Here is a 17,816-nt window from a genome sequence, read left to right as displayed (position 1 = left end):
CAATTCTCCCCCTCTTTCAGGGCGTTACCTTCGCTGCAAATCAGCAATGTCGATTTAGAGAGCCACAGGCTCCATACAGGAGATACCCGATGAGCAAATTTTTGGACCGGTTTCGCTACTTCAAGCAGAAGGGCGAAACGTTTGCCGATGGGCACGGTCAGGTTCTGGATACCAACCGGGACTGGGAAGACGGTTACCGCCAGCGCTGGCAGCATGACAAAGTTGTCCGTTCGACCCACGGCGTGAACTGCACCGGCTCATGTAGCTGGAAGATTTTCGTTAAGAACGGTCTGGTGACCTGGGAAATGCAGCAGACCGACTACCCGCGCACCCGCCCGGATATGCCGAACCACGAACCGCGCGGCTGCCCGCGTGGCGCCAGCTACTCCTGGTATCTCTACAGCGCGAACCGTCTGAAATACCCCCTGATGCGCAAGCGCCTGATGAAAATGTGGCGTGAAGCGAAAGTGCAACACAGCGATCCGGTGGATGCCTGGGCCTCTATCATTGAAGACGCGGATAAAGCAAAAAGCTTCAAGCAGGCTCGCGGCCGCGGCGGCTTTGTGCGTTCCTCCTGGAAAGAAGTGAACGAGCTGATTGCTGCCTCCAACGTCTACACCGTGAAAACCTACGGTCCAGACCGCGTGGCGGGCTTCTCGCCGATCCCGGCGATGTCGATGGTCTCTTATGCCTCCGGTGCGCGCTATCTCTCCTTAATCGGCGGTACCTGCCTGAGCTTCTACGACTGGTACTGCGACCTGCCGCCGGCGTCTCCGCAGACCTGGGGCGAGCAGACCGACGTGCCGGAATCTGCGGACTGGTACAACTCCAGCTACATCATCGCCTGGGGCTCTAACGTGCCGCAGACGCGTACGCCGGACGCGCACTTCTTTACCGAAGTCCGTTATAAAGGCACCAAAACCGTGGCGGTGACCCCGGACTACGCCGAAATCGCCAAGCTGTGCGATCTGTGGCTGGCACCGAAGCAGGGTACCGATGCGGCGATGGCGATGGCGATGGGCCACGTCATGCTGCGCGAGTTCCATCTGGATAAACCAAGCCAGTACTTCACCGACTACGTCCGTCGCTACACCGACATGCCGATGCTGGTGATGCTCGAAGAGCGTGACGGCTACTACGCAGCAGGCCGTACGCTGCGCGCCGCCGATCTGGTGGACGCGCTGGGCCAGGAAAATAACCCAGAGTGGAAAACCGTTGCCTATAACAGCGACGGCGAGCTGGTGGCGCCAAACGGCTCTATCGGCTTCCGCTGGGGCGAGAAGGGCAAGTGGAACCTTGAGCAGCGTAACGGCACGACCGGTGAAGAGACGGAGCTGCGCCTGAGCATGCTGGGTAGCCAGGACGAGATCGCCGAGGTGGGCTTCCCGTACTTCGGCGGTGAAGGTTCCGAGCACTTCAACAAGGTTGAACTGAAAAACGTACTGATGCACAAGCTGCCGGTAAAACGCCTGCAGCTGGCCGACGGGTCTAGCGCCCTGGTGACCACCGTGTATGACCTGACCATGGCGAACTACGGCCTGGAACGCGGCCTGGGCGATGAGAACTGCGCCACCGGCTATGACGACGTGAAAGCCTACACCCCGGCATGGGCAGAGCAGATCACCGGCGTTCCACGCGCGCAGATCGTGCATATTGCCCGCGAATTCGCGGAAAATGCCGACAAGACCCATGGTCGTTCAATGATCATCGTCGGTGCGGGCCTGAACCACTGGTATCACCTCGATATGAACTACCGTGGCCTGATCAACATGCTGATCTTCTGCGGCTGCGTCGGTCAGAGCGGCGGCGGCTGGGCACACTATGTGGGCCAGGAAAAACTGCGTCCACAGACCGGTTGGCAGCCGCTGGCGTTTGCCCTCGACTGGCAGCGTCCGGCACGCCACATGAACAGCACCTCCTACTTCTATAACCACTCCAGCCAGTGGCGCTACGAGACGGTCACCGCGCAGGAGCTGCTGTCGCCGATGGCGGATAAATCCCGCTACAGCGGCCATCTGATTGACTTCAACGTGCGCGCCGAGCGCATGGGCTGGCTGCCGTCTGCGCCGCAGCTGGGCACTAACCCGCTGCGCATCGCGGAAGCGGCAAAGCAGGCGGGCATGTCACCGGTGGATTACACCGTGAAATCGCTGAAGGATGGCTCAATCCGCTTCGCGGCGGAACAGCCGGAGAACGGTAAAAACCATCCGCGAAACCTGTTCATCTGGCGCTCCAACCTGCTGGGCTCGTCCGGTAAAGGCCACGAGTACATGCTGAAATACCTGCTTGGTACCGAAAACGGTATCCAGGGGAAAGATCTTGGCAAGCAGGGCGGCGTGAAGCCGGAAGAGGTGGAGTGGAAAGACAACGGTCTCGACGGCAAGCTGGATCTGGTGGTCACCCTCGACTTCCGCCTGTCCAGTACTTGCCTGTACTCCGACATCGTGCTGCCTACCGCCACCTGGTACGAAAAAGACGACATGAATACCTCGGATATGCATCCGTTTATTCATCCGCTGTCTGCGGCCGTTGACCCGGCGTGGGAATCGAAAAGCGACTGGGAGATCTACAAAGACATCGCGAAGACATTCTCCGAAGTCTGCGTGGGGCACCTCGGCAAAGAGACTGACGTGGTGACGCTGCCCATCCAGCACGACTCTGCCGCCGAACTGGCGCAGCCGCTGGACGTGAAGGACTGGAAAAAAGGCGAATGCGATCTGATCCCGGGCGTGACCGCACCGCACATCATTCCGGTTGAGCGTGACTACCCGGCAACGTACGAGCGCTTTACCTCTATCGGCCCGCTGATGGAGAAAATCGGTAACGGCGGGAAAGGGATCGCCTGGAACACCCAGAGCGAAATGGACCTGCTGCGCAAGCTCAACTACACCAAAGCGGACGGTCCGGCCAAAGGCCAGCCAATGCTGAACACGGCAATTGATGCGGCAGAGATGATCCTGACCCTGGCACCGGAAACCAACGGCCACGTGGCGGTTAAGGCCTGGGCGGCGCTGAGCGAGTTCACCGGTCGTGACCATACGCACCTGGCGACGAATAAAGAGGAAGAGAAAATCCGCTTCCGCGATATTCAGGCCCAGCCGCGCAAGATTATCTCCAGCCCGACCTGGTCTGGCCTGGAAGACGAGCATGTCTCCTATAACGCCGGCTACACCAACGTTCACGAGCTGATCCCATGGCGCACCCTGTCCGGCCGCCAGTCGCTTTATCAGGATCACCAGTGGATGCGCGACTTCGGTGAAAGCCTGCTGGTGTACCGTCCGCCAATCGACACCCGCTCCGTGAAAGCGGTGATGGGCGCGAAATCGAACGGTAACCCGGAGAAGGCGCTGAACTTCCTGACGCCGCACCAGAAGTGGGGGATCCACTCCACCTACAGCGACAACCTGCTGATGCTGACCCTGTCGCGCGGCGGTCCGATTGTCTGGATGAGCGAAACGGATGCCAAAGATCTGGGTATTGAAGATAACGACTGGATCGAAGTGTTCAACAGCAACGGTGCCCTGACGGCGCGTGCGGTGGTGAGCCAGCGCGTACCGGCCGGGATGACCATGATGTACCACGCGCAGGAACGTATCGTTAACCTGCCGGGGTCAGAGATCACTGAGCAGCGCGGCGGGATCCACAACTCCGTGACCCGCATTACGCCGAAGCCGACCCACATGATCGGTGGCTATGCGCAGCTGGCCTACGGCTTTAACTACTACGGCACCGTAGGATCGAACCGCGATGAGTTCGTGGTGGTACGTAAGATGAAGAATATTAACTGGTTAGACGGCGAAGGTAATGACCAGGTACAGGAGAGCGTAAAATGAAAATTCGTTCACAAGTCGGCATGGTGCTGAATCTGGATAAATGCATCGGCTGCCATACCTGCTCGGTCACCTGTAAAAACGTCTGGACCAGCCGTGAAGGTATGGAATACGCCTGGTTCAACAACGTGGAAAGCAAGCCGGGCACCGGCTTCCCGACCGACTGGGAAAACCAGGAGAAGTGGAAGGGCGGCTGGATCCGCAAAATCAACGGCAAGCTGCAGCCGCGCATGGGTAACCGTGCGATGTTGCTGGGAAAAATCTTCGCTAACCCGCATCTGCCGGGCATCGATGATTACTACGAGCCGTTTGATTACGACTACCAGAACCTGCACAACGCGCCGGAAGGCAAACACCAGCCGATCGCCCGTCCTCGCTCGCTGATCACCGGTCAGCGCATGGACAAAATTACCAGCGGTCCAAACTGGGAAGAGATTCTGGGCGGCGAGTTCGAGAAACGCGCCAAAGACCAGAACTTCGAGAATATGCAGAAGGCGATGTACGGCCAGTTCGAAAACACCTTCATGATGTATCTGCCGCGCCTGTGCGAGCACTGCCTTAACCCGGCGTGCGTGGCGACCTGCCCGAGCGGCGCCATCTACAAGCGTGAAGAAGATGGCATCGTGCTGATCGACCAGGACAAGTGCCGCGGCTGGCGTATGTGCATCACCGGCTGCCCGTACAAAAAGATTTACTTCAACTGGAAGAGCGGCAAGTCTGAGAAGTGCATCTTCTGCTACCCGCGTATCGAAGCCGGTATGCCGACCGTCTGTTCCGAAAGCTGCGTGGGCCGTATTCGCTACCTGGGCGTGCTGCTGTACGACGCGGACGCGATTGAAAACGCAGCGAGCACCGAGAACGAGAAAGATCTGTATCAGCGTCAGCTGGACGTGTTCCTCGATCCGAACGATCCGAAGGTCATTGAGCAGGCGCTGAAGGACGGCATTCCGCAGAGCGTGATTGACGCCGCGCAGCAGTCGCCGGTGTACAAGATGGCGATGGACTGGAAGCTGGCCCTGCCGCTGCATCCGGAATACCGCACGCTGCCGATGGTCTGGTACGTGCCACCGCTGTCGCCGATTCAGTCTGCCGCTGACGCGGGCGAGCTGGGCAGCAACGGCATTCTGCCGGACGTGGAGAGCCTGCGCATTCCGGTGCAGTACCTGGCAAACCTGCTGACCGCAGGGGATACCCAACCGGTCCTGCTGGCGCTGAAACGTATGCTGGCGATGCGCCACTTCAAGCGTGCCGAAACCGTGGACGGCGTGACCGATATCCGCGCGCTGGAAGAGGTTGGTCTGACCGAAGCGCAGGCGCAGGAGATGTACCGCTATCTGGCGATTGCCAACTACGAAGACCGTTTCGTGGTGCCGAGCAGCCACCGTGAGCTGGCCCGCGAAGCCTTCCCGGAGAAAAATGGCTGTGGCTTTAGCTTTGGCGATGGTTGCCACGGGTCAGACAGCAAATTCAACCTGTTCAACAGCCGCCGCATCGACGCCATGGATGTGACCAGTAAAACGGAGCCGCACTCATGATTGAACTTGTCATTGTTTCTCGACTGCTTGAGTACCCGGATGCGGCGCTAGCGCAGCATCAGCAGGAACTCTTTGATGCACTCACGTCTTCAGAAAACCTGGATAAAGAGGATGCCCAGAAGCTTGGCGTTTTCCTCCGCGACCTGTTAGCGCGCGACCTTCTGGACGCGCAGGCGGACTACAGCCAGCTGTTTGACCGTGGACGTGCAACGTCCCTGCTGTTGTTTGAACACGTTCACGGTGAATCTCGCGACCGCGGTCAGGCGATGGTGGATCTGATGGCTCAGTACGAACAGCACGGCCTGCAGCTCGACAGCCGCGAGCTGCCGGACCATCTGCCGCTCTATCTGGAGTATCTGGCGCAGTTGCCGAAAGAGGAGGCGCTGGGTGGTCTGCAGGACATCGCGCCGATCCTGGCGCTGCTCGGCGCGCGTCTTCAGCAGCGTGAGAGCCGCTATGCGGTGCTGTTCGATCTGCTGGTGAAGCTGGCCAACGCCGCGGTCGACAGTGAAAAAGTGGCGGAGAAAATCGCCGATGAAGCCCGTGACGATACGCCACAGGCGCTGGATGCGGTATGGGAAGAAGAGCAGGTGAAATTCTTCGCTGACCAGAACTGCGGGGAATCCGAAATCTCAGCGCATCAGCGTCGTTTTGCCGGTGCCGTGGCCCCGCAATATTTGAATATCTCTAACGGAGGACGGCACTAATGCACTTCCTGAATATGTTCTTCTTTGACATTTACCCGTATATCGCGGGCACCGTGTTCCTGGTGGGAAGCTGGCTGCGTTATGACTACGGTCAGTACACCTGGCGCGCTGCCTCCAGCCAGATGCTGGATCGCAAAGGGATGCATGTGGGCTCTAACCTGTTCCACATCGGTATTCTGGGCATTTTTGCCGGTCACTTCCTCGGGATGCTGACGCCGCACTGGATGTATGAAGCGTGGCTACCGATTGAGGTGAAGCAGAAGATGGCGATGATCGCCGGCGGTGCCTGCGGGGTGATGACCTTAGTCGGTGGCCTGCTGCTGCTGAAACGTCGTCTGTTCAGCCCACGCGTGCGTGCTACCACGACCGCTGCGGACATCCTGATCCTCTCCCTGCTGATGGTGCAGTGCGCGCTGGGTCTGTTGACCATTCCGTTCTCGGCGCAGCATATGGACGGCAGTGAAATGATGAAGCTGGTGGGCTGGGCGCAGTCCGTGGTGACCTTCCACGGCGGAGCGTCTGCGCACCTGGACGGCGTAGCGTTTATCTTCCGTGTTCACCTGGTGCTGGGGATGACGCTGTTTGTGCTGTTCCCGTTCTCCCGCCTGGTGCATATCTGGAGCGCGCCGGTGGAGTACCTGACGCGCAAATACCAGATAGTACGCGCCCGTCGCTAATTTGCCGTTTTGATACCAACCCCGCACTCGCGGGGTTTTTTTTCGCCCCAGCCCAGGTTGTTACCCGCGGCAGCAAACAGGATAAGCGCGCCACCCGCCAGCTGCGTCAGGCTCAGCGCATGTCCGAACAGCAGATTATCAACCACAATTGCTACCACCGGATAGATAAACGACAGGGAGCCGGTAATGGGCGTCGGCAGCTTCTGAATCGCGCTGTAGAGCAACTGGTACATAATGCCGGTATGGACAATGCCAAGCGTCAGCAAAATTGGCCAGGGAAAATCGCCGGAAAATGAGGGCATGCTGGCAAACGGCAAAAGCATCACGACGCCCGTCAGTACCTGGATAAAGGCGATATGCTGCGGTGCGATGGATTTCAGCTTGCGGGCAATCATGGCCGTTAGCGCGTAGAAGAAGGCCGCGGCCATGGCCAGACCGATTCCGGCTAGCCATTCACCGCCATGCGTGCCGGTCAGCTCGCTGGAGAGCAGTATCACCACGCCGCCAAAGGCGAGTAACAGCCAGCCCCATTTCACCAGGCTGACGCGTTCCCCTAAAAACATCCCCATCAAGACCAGCATAAACGGCTGGGTGTTATACACCACGGTCGAAAGGCCAATCGAGATCCGCTCATAGGCTGCGAAGAGCAGCAGCCAGTTCACCACGAGCGCCACGCCGCCGAGAATAGCCAGCAGCAGCGTGGTGCGGGTGAGGGGACTAAACGGCTTTTGACTGACCCGGATAAAAATAAAAAGCGCCATAGCCCCGATAAGGCAGCGCCAGAACACCACTTCCGTCACCGGCAGACCGGAGAGCAAAACAAACGCGCCGATAGAGCCGGAAATTAACATCGCCAGGCTCATTTGCCAGACGCCTTTATGTAAATCACGCATCACCCACCTCCTGATTAATGACGCTATTGTCGAAAATCGCTGTCGGGTTTTACAGGGGTGATATAAGGTTGAAAAGGTAAATGACTTTTTAAAATTAGGTGAAAAGAATGGAATGCCTTATCGATGATATCGACCGACAAATTTTAGCCTGTCTGGTTGAGGATGCGCGCATGTCGTTGAAGGTGCTCAGCGGACGCATCGGTCTGACGTCCCCCAGCACGGCAGAACGCCTGAAGAGGCTGGAAGAGCGCGGTGTGATCCAGGGTTATGGTGCGCGGGTGAATCTGGCGGCGCTGGGGTATACGCTGCAGGCGCTGGTACGGGTTCGCCCCTTACCGGGTCTGTTGCATAAGGTGGATAAGTACATTCAGGCGATGCCGGAGTGTATTGAGAGCGACAAAGTGACCGGGGAAGATTGCTTTGTGATTAGGCTGGTGGTGCGATCGATAGAGCAACTGGATGCGCTGCTGGACGGTCTGGCAGAGCATGCTCAGTGTAATACGTCGATTGTGAAGAGTTCGCCGGTCAGGCGTCGTTTGCCGCCGATGTAACCATTTTTCGCCGGGTGGCGGCTGCGCCTTACCCGGCCTACAAAGGCGGACTTGGTTTTTTTATGTTGGGGAAGAATGGTGGTGGGGGAAGGATTCGAACCTTCGAAGTCGATGACGGCAGATTTACAGTCTGCTCCCTTTGGCCGCTCGGGAACCCCACCAGGGGTAATTCAAATTTTGAGGTCGTGCTGAGAGATGGTGGTGGGGGAAGGATTCGAACCTTCGAAGTCGATGACGGCAGATTTACAGTCTGCTCCCTTTGGCCGCTCGGGAACCCCACCACGGGGTAATGCTTTTTACTGGCCTGCTTCCTGCTGGAAGCGGGGCGCATCATATCAAATGAGACGCCCCTGTAAAGCATTCCTTTAGGGAAACGAAGTTGTTTGCCTGCTTTTTATCCGTAAAGGCGCAAAGCTAATCAATTCATTTTCCGAAAGATTAAAGAATGATGGTTCTGTTACCGTAAACGAAGACTCGCTGAGCCAGCACCTGATACAGCGCGCGGCTTAACACATTCTTCTCAACGTCACGACCTGCGCGCATCATGTCCTCAGCGGTGTAGGTGTGATCCACATGAATCACGTCCTGCATGATGATGGGACCTTCGTCCAGGTTGTCATTCACGTAGTGTGCGGTCGCACCGATGATCTTCACGCCGCGCTCGTACGCCTGGTGATATGGACGCGCGCCAATAAAGGCCGGCAGGAACGAGTGGTGGATGTTGATGATCTTGTTCGGGAAACGCGCCACGAAAGATGGCGTTAACACGCGCATGTATTTCGCCAGCACCACGTAGTCCGGGTTATGCGCTTCAATGGCCTGCGCCATCAGATCGTCATGCTCTTCACGGGTATGGCCTTCATGGCTGACCAGCTCGAACGGAATATCAAAGCGCTCGACCAGCGTACGCAGCGTCTCGTGGTTGCCAATCACGGCAGCAATTTCAACGTCCAGACCGCCGTAGTTGGCCTTCATCAGCAGGTCACCCAGGCAGTGTGCTTCTTTGGTCACCAGGATCACGATGCGGCGTCGGCCCGCAGGGGTTAATTCGCGCACGGAGCCTTCCGGAAGCGCGCTGTCCAGATCGGCCAGCAGCGTGGTGTCGTTGAAAATACCTTCCAGTTCGGTACGCATGAAGAAGCGGCCGGTACGGTGGTCAACGAACTCGTTGTTCTGCACGATATTCAGTTCATGTTTGTAGCAAATGTTGGTAATTCGTGCGATCAGCCCTTTTTGATCGGGACAGATGGTGCGCAGAACTTTACGTTGTAATGATTGCATCGCCGGGAAATCCTGTTTGTATTTGCGAAGTCTGGGTTGTCAGGCATTACTACCCGCAACACTTTTTAAATTTTTTACCTGAACCACACGGGCAGGGATCGTTACGACCAAACTGTGGGCGCGTTCCGTCAATATAATACCATTGCCCGCTTTCCTTTAAGAACCGGGAACGCTCGATAATGGCACCCGGTTTATTATTCTCGGTAAAACGGGCAACAAAGCTGACGTAACCTTCATCCACATGACTGCCTGGAGAGGATTCATAGACGGTGAGGCCGAGCCACTGCGTGTTCGCAAACCCGGCTTCGATGTCCTGTTTGAAATCGGCTGCGCGGCAGGATGGATGCCAGGTTTTAATCAGATAGTCTGCGTCTTTGATCACAAAAGCAGTGTACCGTGAACGCATAAGGTGTGACGGGTCTGGTGCAACCTGATCGCCAGAAAGATATCGCTGGCAACATAGGCTATACTCCAGAGCGCTACCACAAGGGCAGAGTTGAGACACGATTCTCTTCCTGGAACAAAATATAAAGGCGTAAAACGCTTCGGGTAGCACTATGTTAACTGAGGCGTTGCGTTGACGCTATGTCAGGAATCCAGGGGAAGTAAAACAGGACTAATGAGAAAGGTTAAAATTGGGCTGGCGCTGGGTTCAGGTGCCGCCCGGGGATGGTCGCACATCGGCGTGATTAATGCCTTAAATCAGATGGGCATTACCGTCGATATTGTTGCAGGGTGTTCAATCGGATCGCTTGTCGGCTCCGCTTACGCGTGCGGGAAGCTTCCGGAGCTCGAGACATGGGTGCGCTCCTTCAGCTACTGGGACGTGCTGCGTCTGATGGACCTCTCCTGGCAGCGTGGTGGACTGCTGCGCGGCGAACGCGTCTTTAACCAGTTCCGCCAGGTTATGCCTCTCGAAGACTTCACTGATTGTCAGATGCCTTTCGGCGCCGTCGCGACAAACCTCAGCACAGGACGCGAGCTCTGGCTCACCGAAGGCGATATCCATCTTGCCGTGCGTGCCTCCTGCAGTATGCCGGGACTCATGGCGCCTGTCCCACACAACGGTTACTGGCTTGTCGATGGTGGCGTCGTTAACCCGGTTCCCATCTCTCTGACGCGTGCGATGGGGGCGGACATTGTGATTGCCGTCGACTTGCAGCACGATGCCCACCTGATGCAACAGGATCTCATGCCGGTCAATCTCCAGAGCGAAGATGCTGAGGGCGAGAAACTGGCCTGGCATGAACGCCTGCGCGGAAGAATCGGGCGTCTGACCGCGCGTCGTTCGGTTGCCGCGCCGACGGCGATTGAAATCATGACCACGTCAATTCAGGTTCTCGAGAACCGCCTTAAACGTAACCGTATGGCAGGCGATCCTCCGGATATTCTTATTCAGCCGTACTGTCCGCAAATCTCTACCCTTGATTTCCATCGGGCTGAGGCCGCCATCGCAGCGGGCTCGTTAGCCGTCGAAAAGAAAATGGACGAATTGTTGCCTTTTGTGCAGACCGCACGTTAAGCACCTTTTTTTGACTACTTCAGCAAAATCTGACAGGCGATAGTGCCGATCGCATGCCACTATTTAGTTACTGTCAGCCAGGGGAGGAACCATGACGCAGCCATTGGCCGGAAAACACATTTTGATTGTTGAAGACGAGCCCGTTTTCCGATCGCTACTGGATTCGTGGTTATCCTCGCTAGGCGCAATGACGTCGCTGGCTGAAGATGGCATCGACGCCCTGGAAAAAATGATCAGCATTACGCCCGATTTGATGATTTGCGACATTGCGATGCCGCGCATGAATGGACTAAAGCTGGTTGAACATCTGCGTAACGAAGGCAATCAGACGCCGATTCTGGTGATCTCTGCCACCGAGAACATGGCGGACATCGCAAAAGCATTACGTCTTGGGGTACAGGATATCCTGCTTAAGCCGGTCAAAGATTTGCATCGGCTGCGAGAAACGGTCCTGGCGTGCCTTTATCCGAATATGTTTAATTCCCGGGTAGAGGAAGAGGAGCGTCTTTTCCAGGACTGGGACGCTTTGGTGAGTAATCCGCCTGCCGCGGCGAAACTGTTGCAAGAACTCCAGCCACCCGTCCAGCAAACTATTTCACATTGTCGCGTAAATTATCGGCAGCTGGTGGCCGCTGACCAGCCAGGACTGGTGCTGGATATTGCGCCACTGTCAGATTCCGACCTTGCGTTTTATTCTCTGGATGTCACCCGGGCGGGGGATAACGGTGTATTAGCGGCGTTACTTCTTCGTGCGCTATTTAATGGTTTGTTGCAGGAACAGTTATCCCATCAGGGACAACGGTTGCCTGAGTTAGGCAGTTTACTCAAACAGGTAAACCAGCTTTTTCGTCAGGCCAATCTGCCTGGACAGTTCCCGCTATTGGTTGGCTATTACCATAGCGGTTTAAAAAATCTGATCCTCGTTTCAGCCGGTCTCAATGCATCACTGAATACCGGTGAACACCATATTCAGGTGAGTAACGGTGTACCGCTTGGGACGTTGGGAACGGCGTATCTTAATCAAATTAGCCACCGCTGTTCCTCGTGGCAGTGCCAAATTTGGGGCGCCGGAGGACGGTTACGCTTAATGTTGTCCACGGAATAAGCAATTGGATCGTCATTTTAAGATTGCTTTACCTGTGTTTTACGGGGAGTGCTACTATCGCTGCCCGGTTTCATGCGTATTTATCCTAATTGATCGGCAACGCGTTCTTTTCAGACCCGGACTGCGGGGCGAGACTGATATACTCAACGCGTTATTTATTGCATAAAAGTTCAAAACTTGAACAGCTCAGGAGAATTTGAATGGCTGCCCTAAATTCGAAAGTCAGAAAGGCCGTTATCCCGGTAGCGGGATTGGGGACCAGGATGTTACCAGCAACTAAGGCGATTCCTAAAGAGATGCTGCCTCTGGTTGATAAGCCATTAATCCAGTATGTCGTGAATGAATGTATCGCAGCCGGCATCACTGAAATTGTGCTGGTTACGCATTCATCTAAAAACTCTATCGAAAACCATTTCGATACAAGCTTTGAACTTGAAGCCATGCTGGAAAAACGTGTTAAGCGTCAGCTGTTAGAAGAAGTTCAGTCTATTTGCCCTCCACACGTCACCATTATGCAGGTTCGTCAGGGGCTGGCTAAAGGTCTGGGCCACGCTGTTATGTGCGCGCACCCTGTCGTGGGTGATGAGCCTGTAGCGGTAATTCTGCCTGACGTTATTCTGGATGAATACGAATCCGATCTTTCTCAGGATAACTTGGCAGAAATGATCAAACGTTTCGACGAAACCGGCAGCAGCCAGATTATGGTTGAGCCCGTTGAAGACGTAACGGCATACGGTGTGGTTGACTGCAAAGGCGTTAACCTGGAGCCGGGTGAGAGTGTGCCAATGGTGGGCGTCGTAGAGAAGCCTAAAGCGGATGTCGCGCCTTCAAACCTTGCTGTTGTAGGTCGCTATGTCCTGAGTGCTGAAATCTGGCCTCTGCTGGCTAAAACGCCTCCAGGAGCGGGTGATGAGATCCAGCTGACGGATGCCATCGATATGCTGATCGAGAAAGAGACCGTTGAGGCCTACCATATGAAAGGTAAGAGCCATGACTGCGGTAATAAGCTCGGTTATATGCAGGCGTTTGTTGAATATGGTATCCGCCACAATACGCTTGGCGAAGAATTTAAAACCTGGCTCAAAGAGAGCGTAGGTATTAAGAAATAAGCCACGGTTGTAAATGTTCGAAACCGGTGAGGCGCTGCCCACCGGTTTTTTTATGCCCATAACACTCCCGAAAACCTGTCTGAAAGTACAGTCGATGAAATGGCTAAATAATGCTTTATGACAGAGTGTAAGAGGATGTTTGTGACAAATTTAGGTTAAAAAAAATCCCGCAATATGCGGGATTTTTCTGAATGAGGCTCGATTAATCCTTGATCAGGAAGTCGTCCAGCTGTTTACCCTGCTCATCCATCGCTTTCTTGATAACAGCAGGAGTACGACCCTGGCCAGTCCAGGTTTTAGTTTCGCCGTTCTCATCAACGTAGCTATATTTAGCAGGACGGGCAGCACGCTTAGCTTTAGTACCGGTTTTAGCGGCAGCCATGCTGTTCAGCAATTCATTTGGATCGATACCATCAGCAATCAGCATTTCACGATATTGCTGCAGTTTACGAGTACGTTCTTCGATTTCAGCCGCAGCAGCGCTTTCTTCTTCGCGACGTTCATTAACTACAACTTCTAATTTTTCCAGCATTTCTTCAAGCGTTTCAAGGGTGCATTCTCTTGCCTGCGCACGAAGAGTACGGATGTTGTTCAGAATTTTAAGTGCTTCGCTCATTGTAGTAATCTCAAACTTATAATGGGGGGTGGTTTGTTGACCTAATAATAGAGCCATAAATTCAGATGTGCAATAGCCAGGAATGTAAGGAATTCAAAAAATACTAAATAATGCCGCTATTATTAATTACGCTAACTTAAATTCCACCACTCCGCTGTCTCGGTTGTTATCACCGGAACCTGCTTAACCCGGTCGATTGCGTCTTTTTTTTGTGACATTTCCCGCAGGAATTATAGTTGCGGCGGAGAAATATCAGCCTTTTGTATTAGTTCTCACCCCTGGTGTTAAGCCTGAAATAGTTAATAAATAGTGAATTTTAAAGGGTCGGGATTCCACTATAAAAAGAAGTGTTATGTTTGGCTTAACTTATAACATATTGGCGTGGCTGAATGGGTTTACTTCATGTTTTAACGGGTTATTTTCAGAAGCAGAAGGTAGTGAACGCGGCACTGAACCGCATCCTCTGTGCGCTGCATCGCTGATGACCGGACAAAATATGGTACAATGACTCATCGGGAATATTACACATTGATTAGGGTTTTACGGCCAATGGCACAACTTTATTTCTACTATTCGGCAATGAATGCCGGGAAATCCACCGCGCTGCTGCAATCCTCGTACAATTACCAGGAACGCGGGATGCGTACCGTTGTTTATACGGCTGAAATTGACGATCGCTTTGGCGCAGGGAAGGTGAGCTCCAGAATAGGGCTCTCGTCGCCAGCCAGGCTGTTTAACCCGAAAACCGATCTGTTTGAAGACATTCGTGCGGAACATGCGGCACAGCCTATTCACTGCGTACTGGTCGATGAGAGCCAGTTTCTGACGCGTGAACAGGTCCATGCCCTGTCAGAGGTGGTCGATGAGCTTGATATCCCCGTGCTCTGTTACGGCCTGCGTACGGATTTCCGCGGGGAGCTTTTTGAAGGGAGCCAGTATTTGCTCGCCTGGTCGGATAAACTTGTCGAACTGAAAACGATCTGCTTCTGCGGTCGTAAAGCGAGTATGGTGCTTCGTCTCGACCAGTCCGGGAAACCTTATGCAGATGGCGAGCAGGTGGTGATAGGCGGCAATGAACGCTATGTTTCGGTCTGCCGTAAGCATTATAAAGAAGCGTTGTCTGTAGGCTCGCTGACGGCGATTCAGCACGACAACAGAAAATAACGTCAGTCTTATTATTCAGACATAAAAAAACCCGCCATTAAGGCGGGTTTTTCATCTGCTGCTGTCAATTAAGCGCTTTTCTTCGCTTTCTTGTCAGCTTTGATGACTGGGGCTTCTGTTTTCACAGCGGCAACGTCACCTTCTTTGAACTCACGACCGTAGTAGGTATCCAGCAGAATCTGTTTCAGCTCGGAGATCAGTGGGTAGCGCGGGTTAGCACCAGTACACTGGTCATCGAATGCATCTTCAGACAGCTTGTCTACGTGAGCGAGGAAGTCAGCTTCCTGTACGCCCGCTTCACGGATTGATTTAGGAATACCCAGTTCAGCCTTCAGGCTTTCCAGCCATGCCAGCAGTTTCTCAATCTTCGCAGCAGTGCGGTCGCCCGGTGCGCTCAGACCAAGGTGGTCAGCGATTTCAGCATAGCGACGACGGGCTTGTGGACGGTCGTACTGGCTGAAAGCTGTCTGCTTGGTTGGGTTGTCGTTAGCGTTATAACGGATAACGTTGCTGATCAACAGGGCGTTCGCCAGACCGTGAGGAATGTGGAACTGTGAGCCCAGTTTGTGCGCCATTGAGTGGCAAACACCCAGGAAGGCGTTGGCAAACGCGATACCGGCGATGGTTGCTGCACTGTGAACGCGTTCACGTGCTACAGGGTTTTTAGAGCCTTCGTTGTAAGACGCTGGCAGGTTTTCTTTCAGCAGTTTCAGAGCCTGCAGGGCCTGACCGTCTGAGAACTCAGACGCCAGCACAGAAACGTAAGCTTCCAGGGCGTGAGTCACCGCATCCAGACCACCGAACGCACACAGTGACTTCGGCATCTCCATGACCAGGTTCGCATCAACGATAGCCATGTCTGGCGTCAGCGCATAGTCAGCCAGTGGGTATTTCTGACCTGTTGCATCGTCGGTTACTACCGCGAATGGCGTAACTTCTGAACCGGTACCGGAAGTGGTGGTGACCGCGATCATTTTCGCTTTTACGCCCATTTTCGGGAACTTGTAGATACGTTTACGGATGTCCATAAAGCGCAGCGCCAGTTCTTCGAAGTGCGTTTCTGGATGCTCGTACATAACCCACATGATTTTCGCGGCGTCCATTGGGGAACCACCACCCAGTGCGATAATCACATCTGGTTTGAAGGAGTTAGCCAGTTCAGCACCTTTACGTACGACGCTCAGAGTTGGGTCAGCTTCAACTTCGAAGAATACTTCAGTTTCGACGCCAGCCGCTTTCAGCACGGAGGTGATCTGGTCAGCGTAGCCGTTGTTAAACAGGAAACGGTCAGTCACGATGAGCGCACGTTTGTGGCCATCAGTAATCACTTCATCCAGCGCGATTGGCAGAGAGCCACGGCGGAAGTAGATAGATTTCGGAAGTTTGTGCCACAACATGTTTTCAGCTCGCTTAGCAACGGTTTTCTTGTTGATCAGGTGTTTTGGACCAACGTTTTCAGAGATGGAGTTACCACCCCAGGAACCACAACCCAGAGTCAGGGAAGGTGCGAGTTTAAAGTTGTACAGGTCACCGATACCACCCTGAGAAGCAGGGGTGTTGATCAGGATACGTGCAGTTTTCATCATCTGACCGAAGTGAGCAACACGCTCTGGCTGGTTGTCCTGGTCAGTGTACAGACAAGAGGTGTGACCGATACCGCCCATGGCAACCAGCTTCTCTGCTTTCTCAACCGCGTCTTCGAAATCTTTCGCACGGTACATGGCAAGCGTAGGAGACAGTTTTTCGTGAGCAAACGGCTCGCTTTCGTCAACAACTTTCACTTCACCAATCAGGATTTTGGTTGTTGCCGGAACGGTAAAGCCTGCGAGTTCAGCAATTTTGTAGGCTGGCTGACCCACGATAGCGGCGTTCAGCGCGCCATTTTTCAGGATGATGTCCTGAACCGCTTTCAGCTCTTTGCCCTGCAGCAGGTAGCCGCCGTGGCTGGCGAAACGTTCGCGAACCGCGTCATATACGGAATCCACGACCACAACAGACTGTTCAGATGCACAGATCACGCCGTTATCGAAGGTTTTAGACATCAGCACAGACGCGACAGCACGTTTGATATCAGCGGTTTCATCGATAACAACAGGGGTGTTACCCGCGCCCACGCCGATAGCAGGTTTACCGGAGCTGTATGCGGCTTTAACCATGCCTGGACCACCGGTCGCCAGAATCAGGTTAATGTCCGGGTGATGCATCAGCGCGTTGGAGAGCTCAACAGAAGGTTGGTCGATCCAGCCGATCAGGTCTTTTGGTGCACCCGCAGCGATAGCCGCTTGCAGGACGATATCTGCAGCTTTGTTAGTCGCGTCTTTCGCACGTGGGTGTGGAGAGAAGATGATTGCGTTACGGGTCTTCAGGCTAATCAGTGATTTGAAGATTGCAGTAGACGTTGGGTTAGTGGTCGGAACAATACCGCAGATGATGCCGATAGGTTCAGCGATGGTGATGGTACCGAAGGTGTCGTCTTCGGACAGCACGCCACAGGTTTTCTCATCTTTATAGGCGTTGTAGATATACTCGGAAGCGAAGTGGTTTTTAATCACTTTATCTTCCACGATACCCATGCCGGATTCGGCAACGGCCATTTTAGCGAGAGGGATTCGAGCATCTGCAGCAGCCAGTGCGGCCGCGCGGAAGATTTTATCAACCTGTTCTTGGGTGAAATTGGCATATTCACGCTGGGCTTTTTTAACGCGCTCGACGAGGGCGTTCAGTTCAGCGATATTAGTAACAGCCATAATGCTCTCCTGATAATGTTTAAACTCTTTTAGTAAACCAGCGCTCGATACGTCACACAGTATAGACAGAGCCGATACG

14 protein-coding genes and 2 tRNA genes are annotated in these 17,816 nt (G+C 54.4%); 9 read left to right on the top strand and 7 right to left on the bottom strand.

Annotation, left to right across the window (positions count from 1 at the left end):
* Positions 1-89 precede the first annotated feature (89 nt).
* The 4 genes from ABFV38_RS12690 to narI are packed head-to-tail and all read left to right on the top strand — an operon-like array spanning position 90 to position 6,749.
* Entirely contained in the window at positions 90-3,833 is a 3,744-nt protein-coding gene (locus ABFV38_RS12690) for a nitrate reductase subunit alpha (RefSeq protein WP_348957369.1), read from the top strand.
* Complete coding sequence (gene narH, locus ABFV38_RS12685; protein ID WP_348957368.1) at positions 3,830-5,365, top strand: nitrate reductase subunit beta; 1,536 nt, start codon at positions 3,830-3,832, stop codon at positions 5,363-5,365. The genes ABFV38_RS12690 and narH overlap by 4 nt, the downstream gene beginning before the upstream one ends.
* On the top strand, positions 5,362-6,072 hold the full coding sequence (gene narJ / locus ABFV38_RS12680) for a nitrate reductase molybdenum cofactor assembly chaperone (RefSeq protein ID WP_348957367.1): 711 nt from the start codon (positions 5,362-5,364) through the stop codon (positions 6,070-6,072). The genes narH and narJ overlap by 4 nt, the downstream gene beginning before the upstream one ends.
* Positions 6,072-6,749 carry a respiratory nitrate reductase subunit gamma gene (gene narI / locus ABFV38_RS12675; RefSeq protein WP_023312107.1) on the top strand — a complete coding sequence of 226 codons (678 nt, stop codon included), beginning with the start codon at positions 6,072-6,074 and terminating at the stop codon, positions 6,747-6,749. The genes narJ and narI overlap by 1 nt, the downstream gene beginning before the upstream one ends.
* Here the strand turns inward: narI and ABFV38_RS12670 are convergent.
* Positions 6,746-7,642, bottom strand: coding sequence for a DMT family transporter (locus tag ABFV38_RS12670; protein ID WP_348957366.1), 897 nt, complete (start codon positions 7,640-7,642; stop codon positions 6,746-6,748). The two genes, narI and ABFV38_RS12670, sit on opposite strands and share 4 nt — an antisense overlap.
* Before the next feature lie 107 nt (positions 7,643-7,749).
* Between ABFV38_RS12670 and ABFV38_RS12665 the strand changes: the two genes are divergently transcribed.
* Positions 7,750-8,193 carry an Lrp/AsnC family transcriptional regulator gene (locus ABFV38_RS12665; RefSeq protein ID WP_021240337.1) on the top strand — a complete coding sequence of 148 codons (444 nt, stop codon included), beginning with the start codon at positions 7,750-7,752 and terminating at the stop codon, positions 8,191-8,193.
* 76 nt (positions 8,194-8,269) lie between these two features.
* On the opposite strand, the gene ABFV38_RS12660 is transcribed toward ABFV38_RS12665, so the two are convergent.
* From ABFV38_RS12660 to ABFV38_RS12645, 4 genes are all read right to left on the bottom strand, one after another.
* A tRNA-Tyr gene (locus ABFV38_RS12660) sits at positions 8,270-8,354 on the bottom strand.
* 35 nt (positions 8,355-8,389) lie between these two features.
* Positions 8,390-8,474, bottom strand: a tRNA-Tyr gene (locus ABFV38_RS12655).
* A gap of 157 nt (positions 8,475-8,631) precedes the next feature.
* A complete protein-coding gene (purU, locus tag ABFV38_RS12650; protein WP_023312104.1) occupies positions 8,632-9,474 on the bottom strand; it encodes a formyltetrahydrofolate deformylase in 843 nt (280 codons plus the stop codon).
* 49 nt (positions 9,475-9,523) lie between these two features.
* A complete protein-coding gene (locus tag ABFV38_RS12645) occupies positions 9,524-9,979 on the bottom strand; it encodes a YchJ family protein (RefSeq protein WP_348957365.1) in 456 nt (151 codons plus the stop codon).
* Positions 9,980-10,093: 114 nt separating this feature from the next.
* On the opposite strand from ABFV38_RS12645, the gene rssA reads away from it, so the two are divergent.
* The 3 genes from rssA to galU all read left to right on the top strand — a co-directional run bounded on the left by rssA (position 10,094) and on the right by galU (position 13,210).
* A complete protein-coding gene (rssA, locus tag ABFV38_RS12640; RefSeq protein ID WP_348957364.1) occupies positions 10,094-10,996 on the top strand; it encodes a patatin-like phospholipase RssA in 903 nt (300 codons plus the stop codon).
* 91 nt (positions 10,997-11,087) lie between these two features.
* Positions 11,088-12,101 (top strand): two-component system response regulator RssB, encoded by a 1,014-nt coding sequence (rssB, locus tag ABFV38_RS12635; RefSeq protein ID WP_032647605.1) that lies wholly within the window; start codon positions 11,088-11,090, stop codon positions 12,099-12,101.
* Between the two features lie 200 nt (positions 12,102-12,301).
* On the top strand, positions 12,302-13,210 hold the full coding sequence (gene galU / locus ABFV38_RS12630; protein ID WP_008502780.1) for a UTP--glucose-1-phosphate uridylyltransferase GalU: 909 nt from the start codon (positions 12,302-12,304) through the stop codon (positions 13,208-13,210).
* Positions 13,211-13,412: 202 nt separating this feature from the next.
* Here galU and hns read toward each other — a convergent pair whose 3' ends face one another.
* A complete protein-coding gene (gene hns, locus ABFV38_RS12625; protein ID WP_008502781.1) occupies positions 13,413-13,826 on the bottom strand; it encodes a histone-like nucleoid-structuring protein H-NS in 414 nt (137 codons plus the stop codon).
* A gap of 549 nt (positions 13,827-14,375) precedes the next feature.
* On the opposite strand from hns, the gene tdk reads away from it, so the two are divergent.
* Positions 14,376-14,990 (top strand): thymidine kinase, encoded by a 615-nt coding sequence (tdk, locus tag ABFV38_RS12620; RefSeq protein ID WP_021240332.1) that lies wholly within the window; start codon positions 14,376-14,378, stop codon positions 14,988-14,990.
* A gap of 68 nt (positions 14,991-15,058) precedes the next feature.
* Here tdk and adhE read toward each other — a convergent pair whose 3' ends face one another.
* Complete coding sequence (adhE, locus tag ABFV38_RS12615) at positions 15,059-17,737, bottom strand: bifunctional acetaldehyde-CoA/alcohol dehydrogenase (protein ID WP_028013432.1); 2,679 nt, start codon at positions 17,735-17,737, stop codon at positions 15,059-15,061.
* Positions 17,738-17,816: the final 79 nt, after the last annotated feature.

It is taken from the genome of Enterobacter cloacae complex sp. Mu1197 (assembly GCF_040059225.1).
Taxonomy (GTDB): Bacteria; Pseudomonadota; Gammaproteobacteria; order Enterobacterales; family Enterobacteriaceae; genus Enterobacter; species Enterobacter quasiroggenkampii.
Note: the sequence above shows the minus strand (reverse complement) of the source record. Positions and strands in the feature narration are given on the sequence as shown.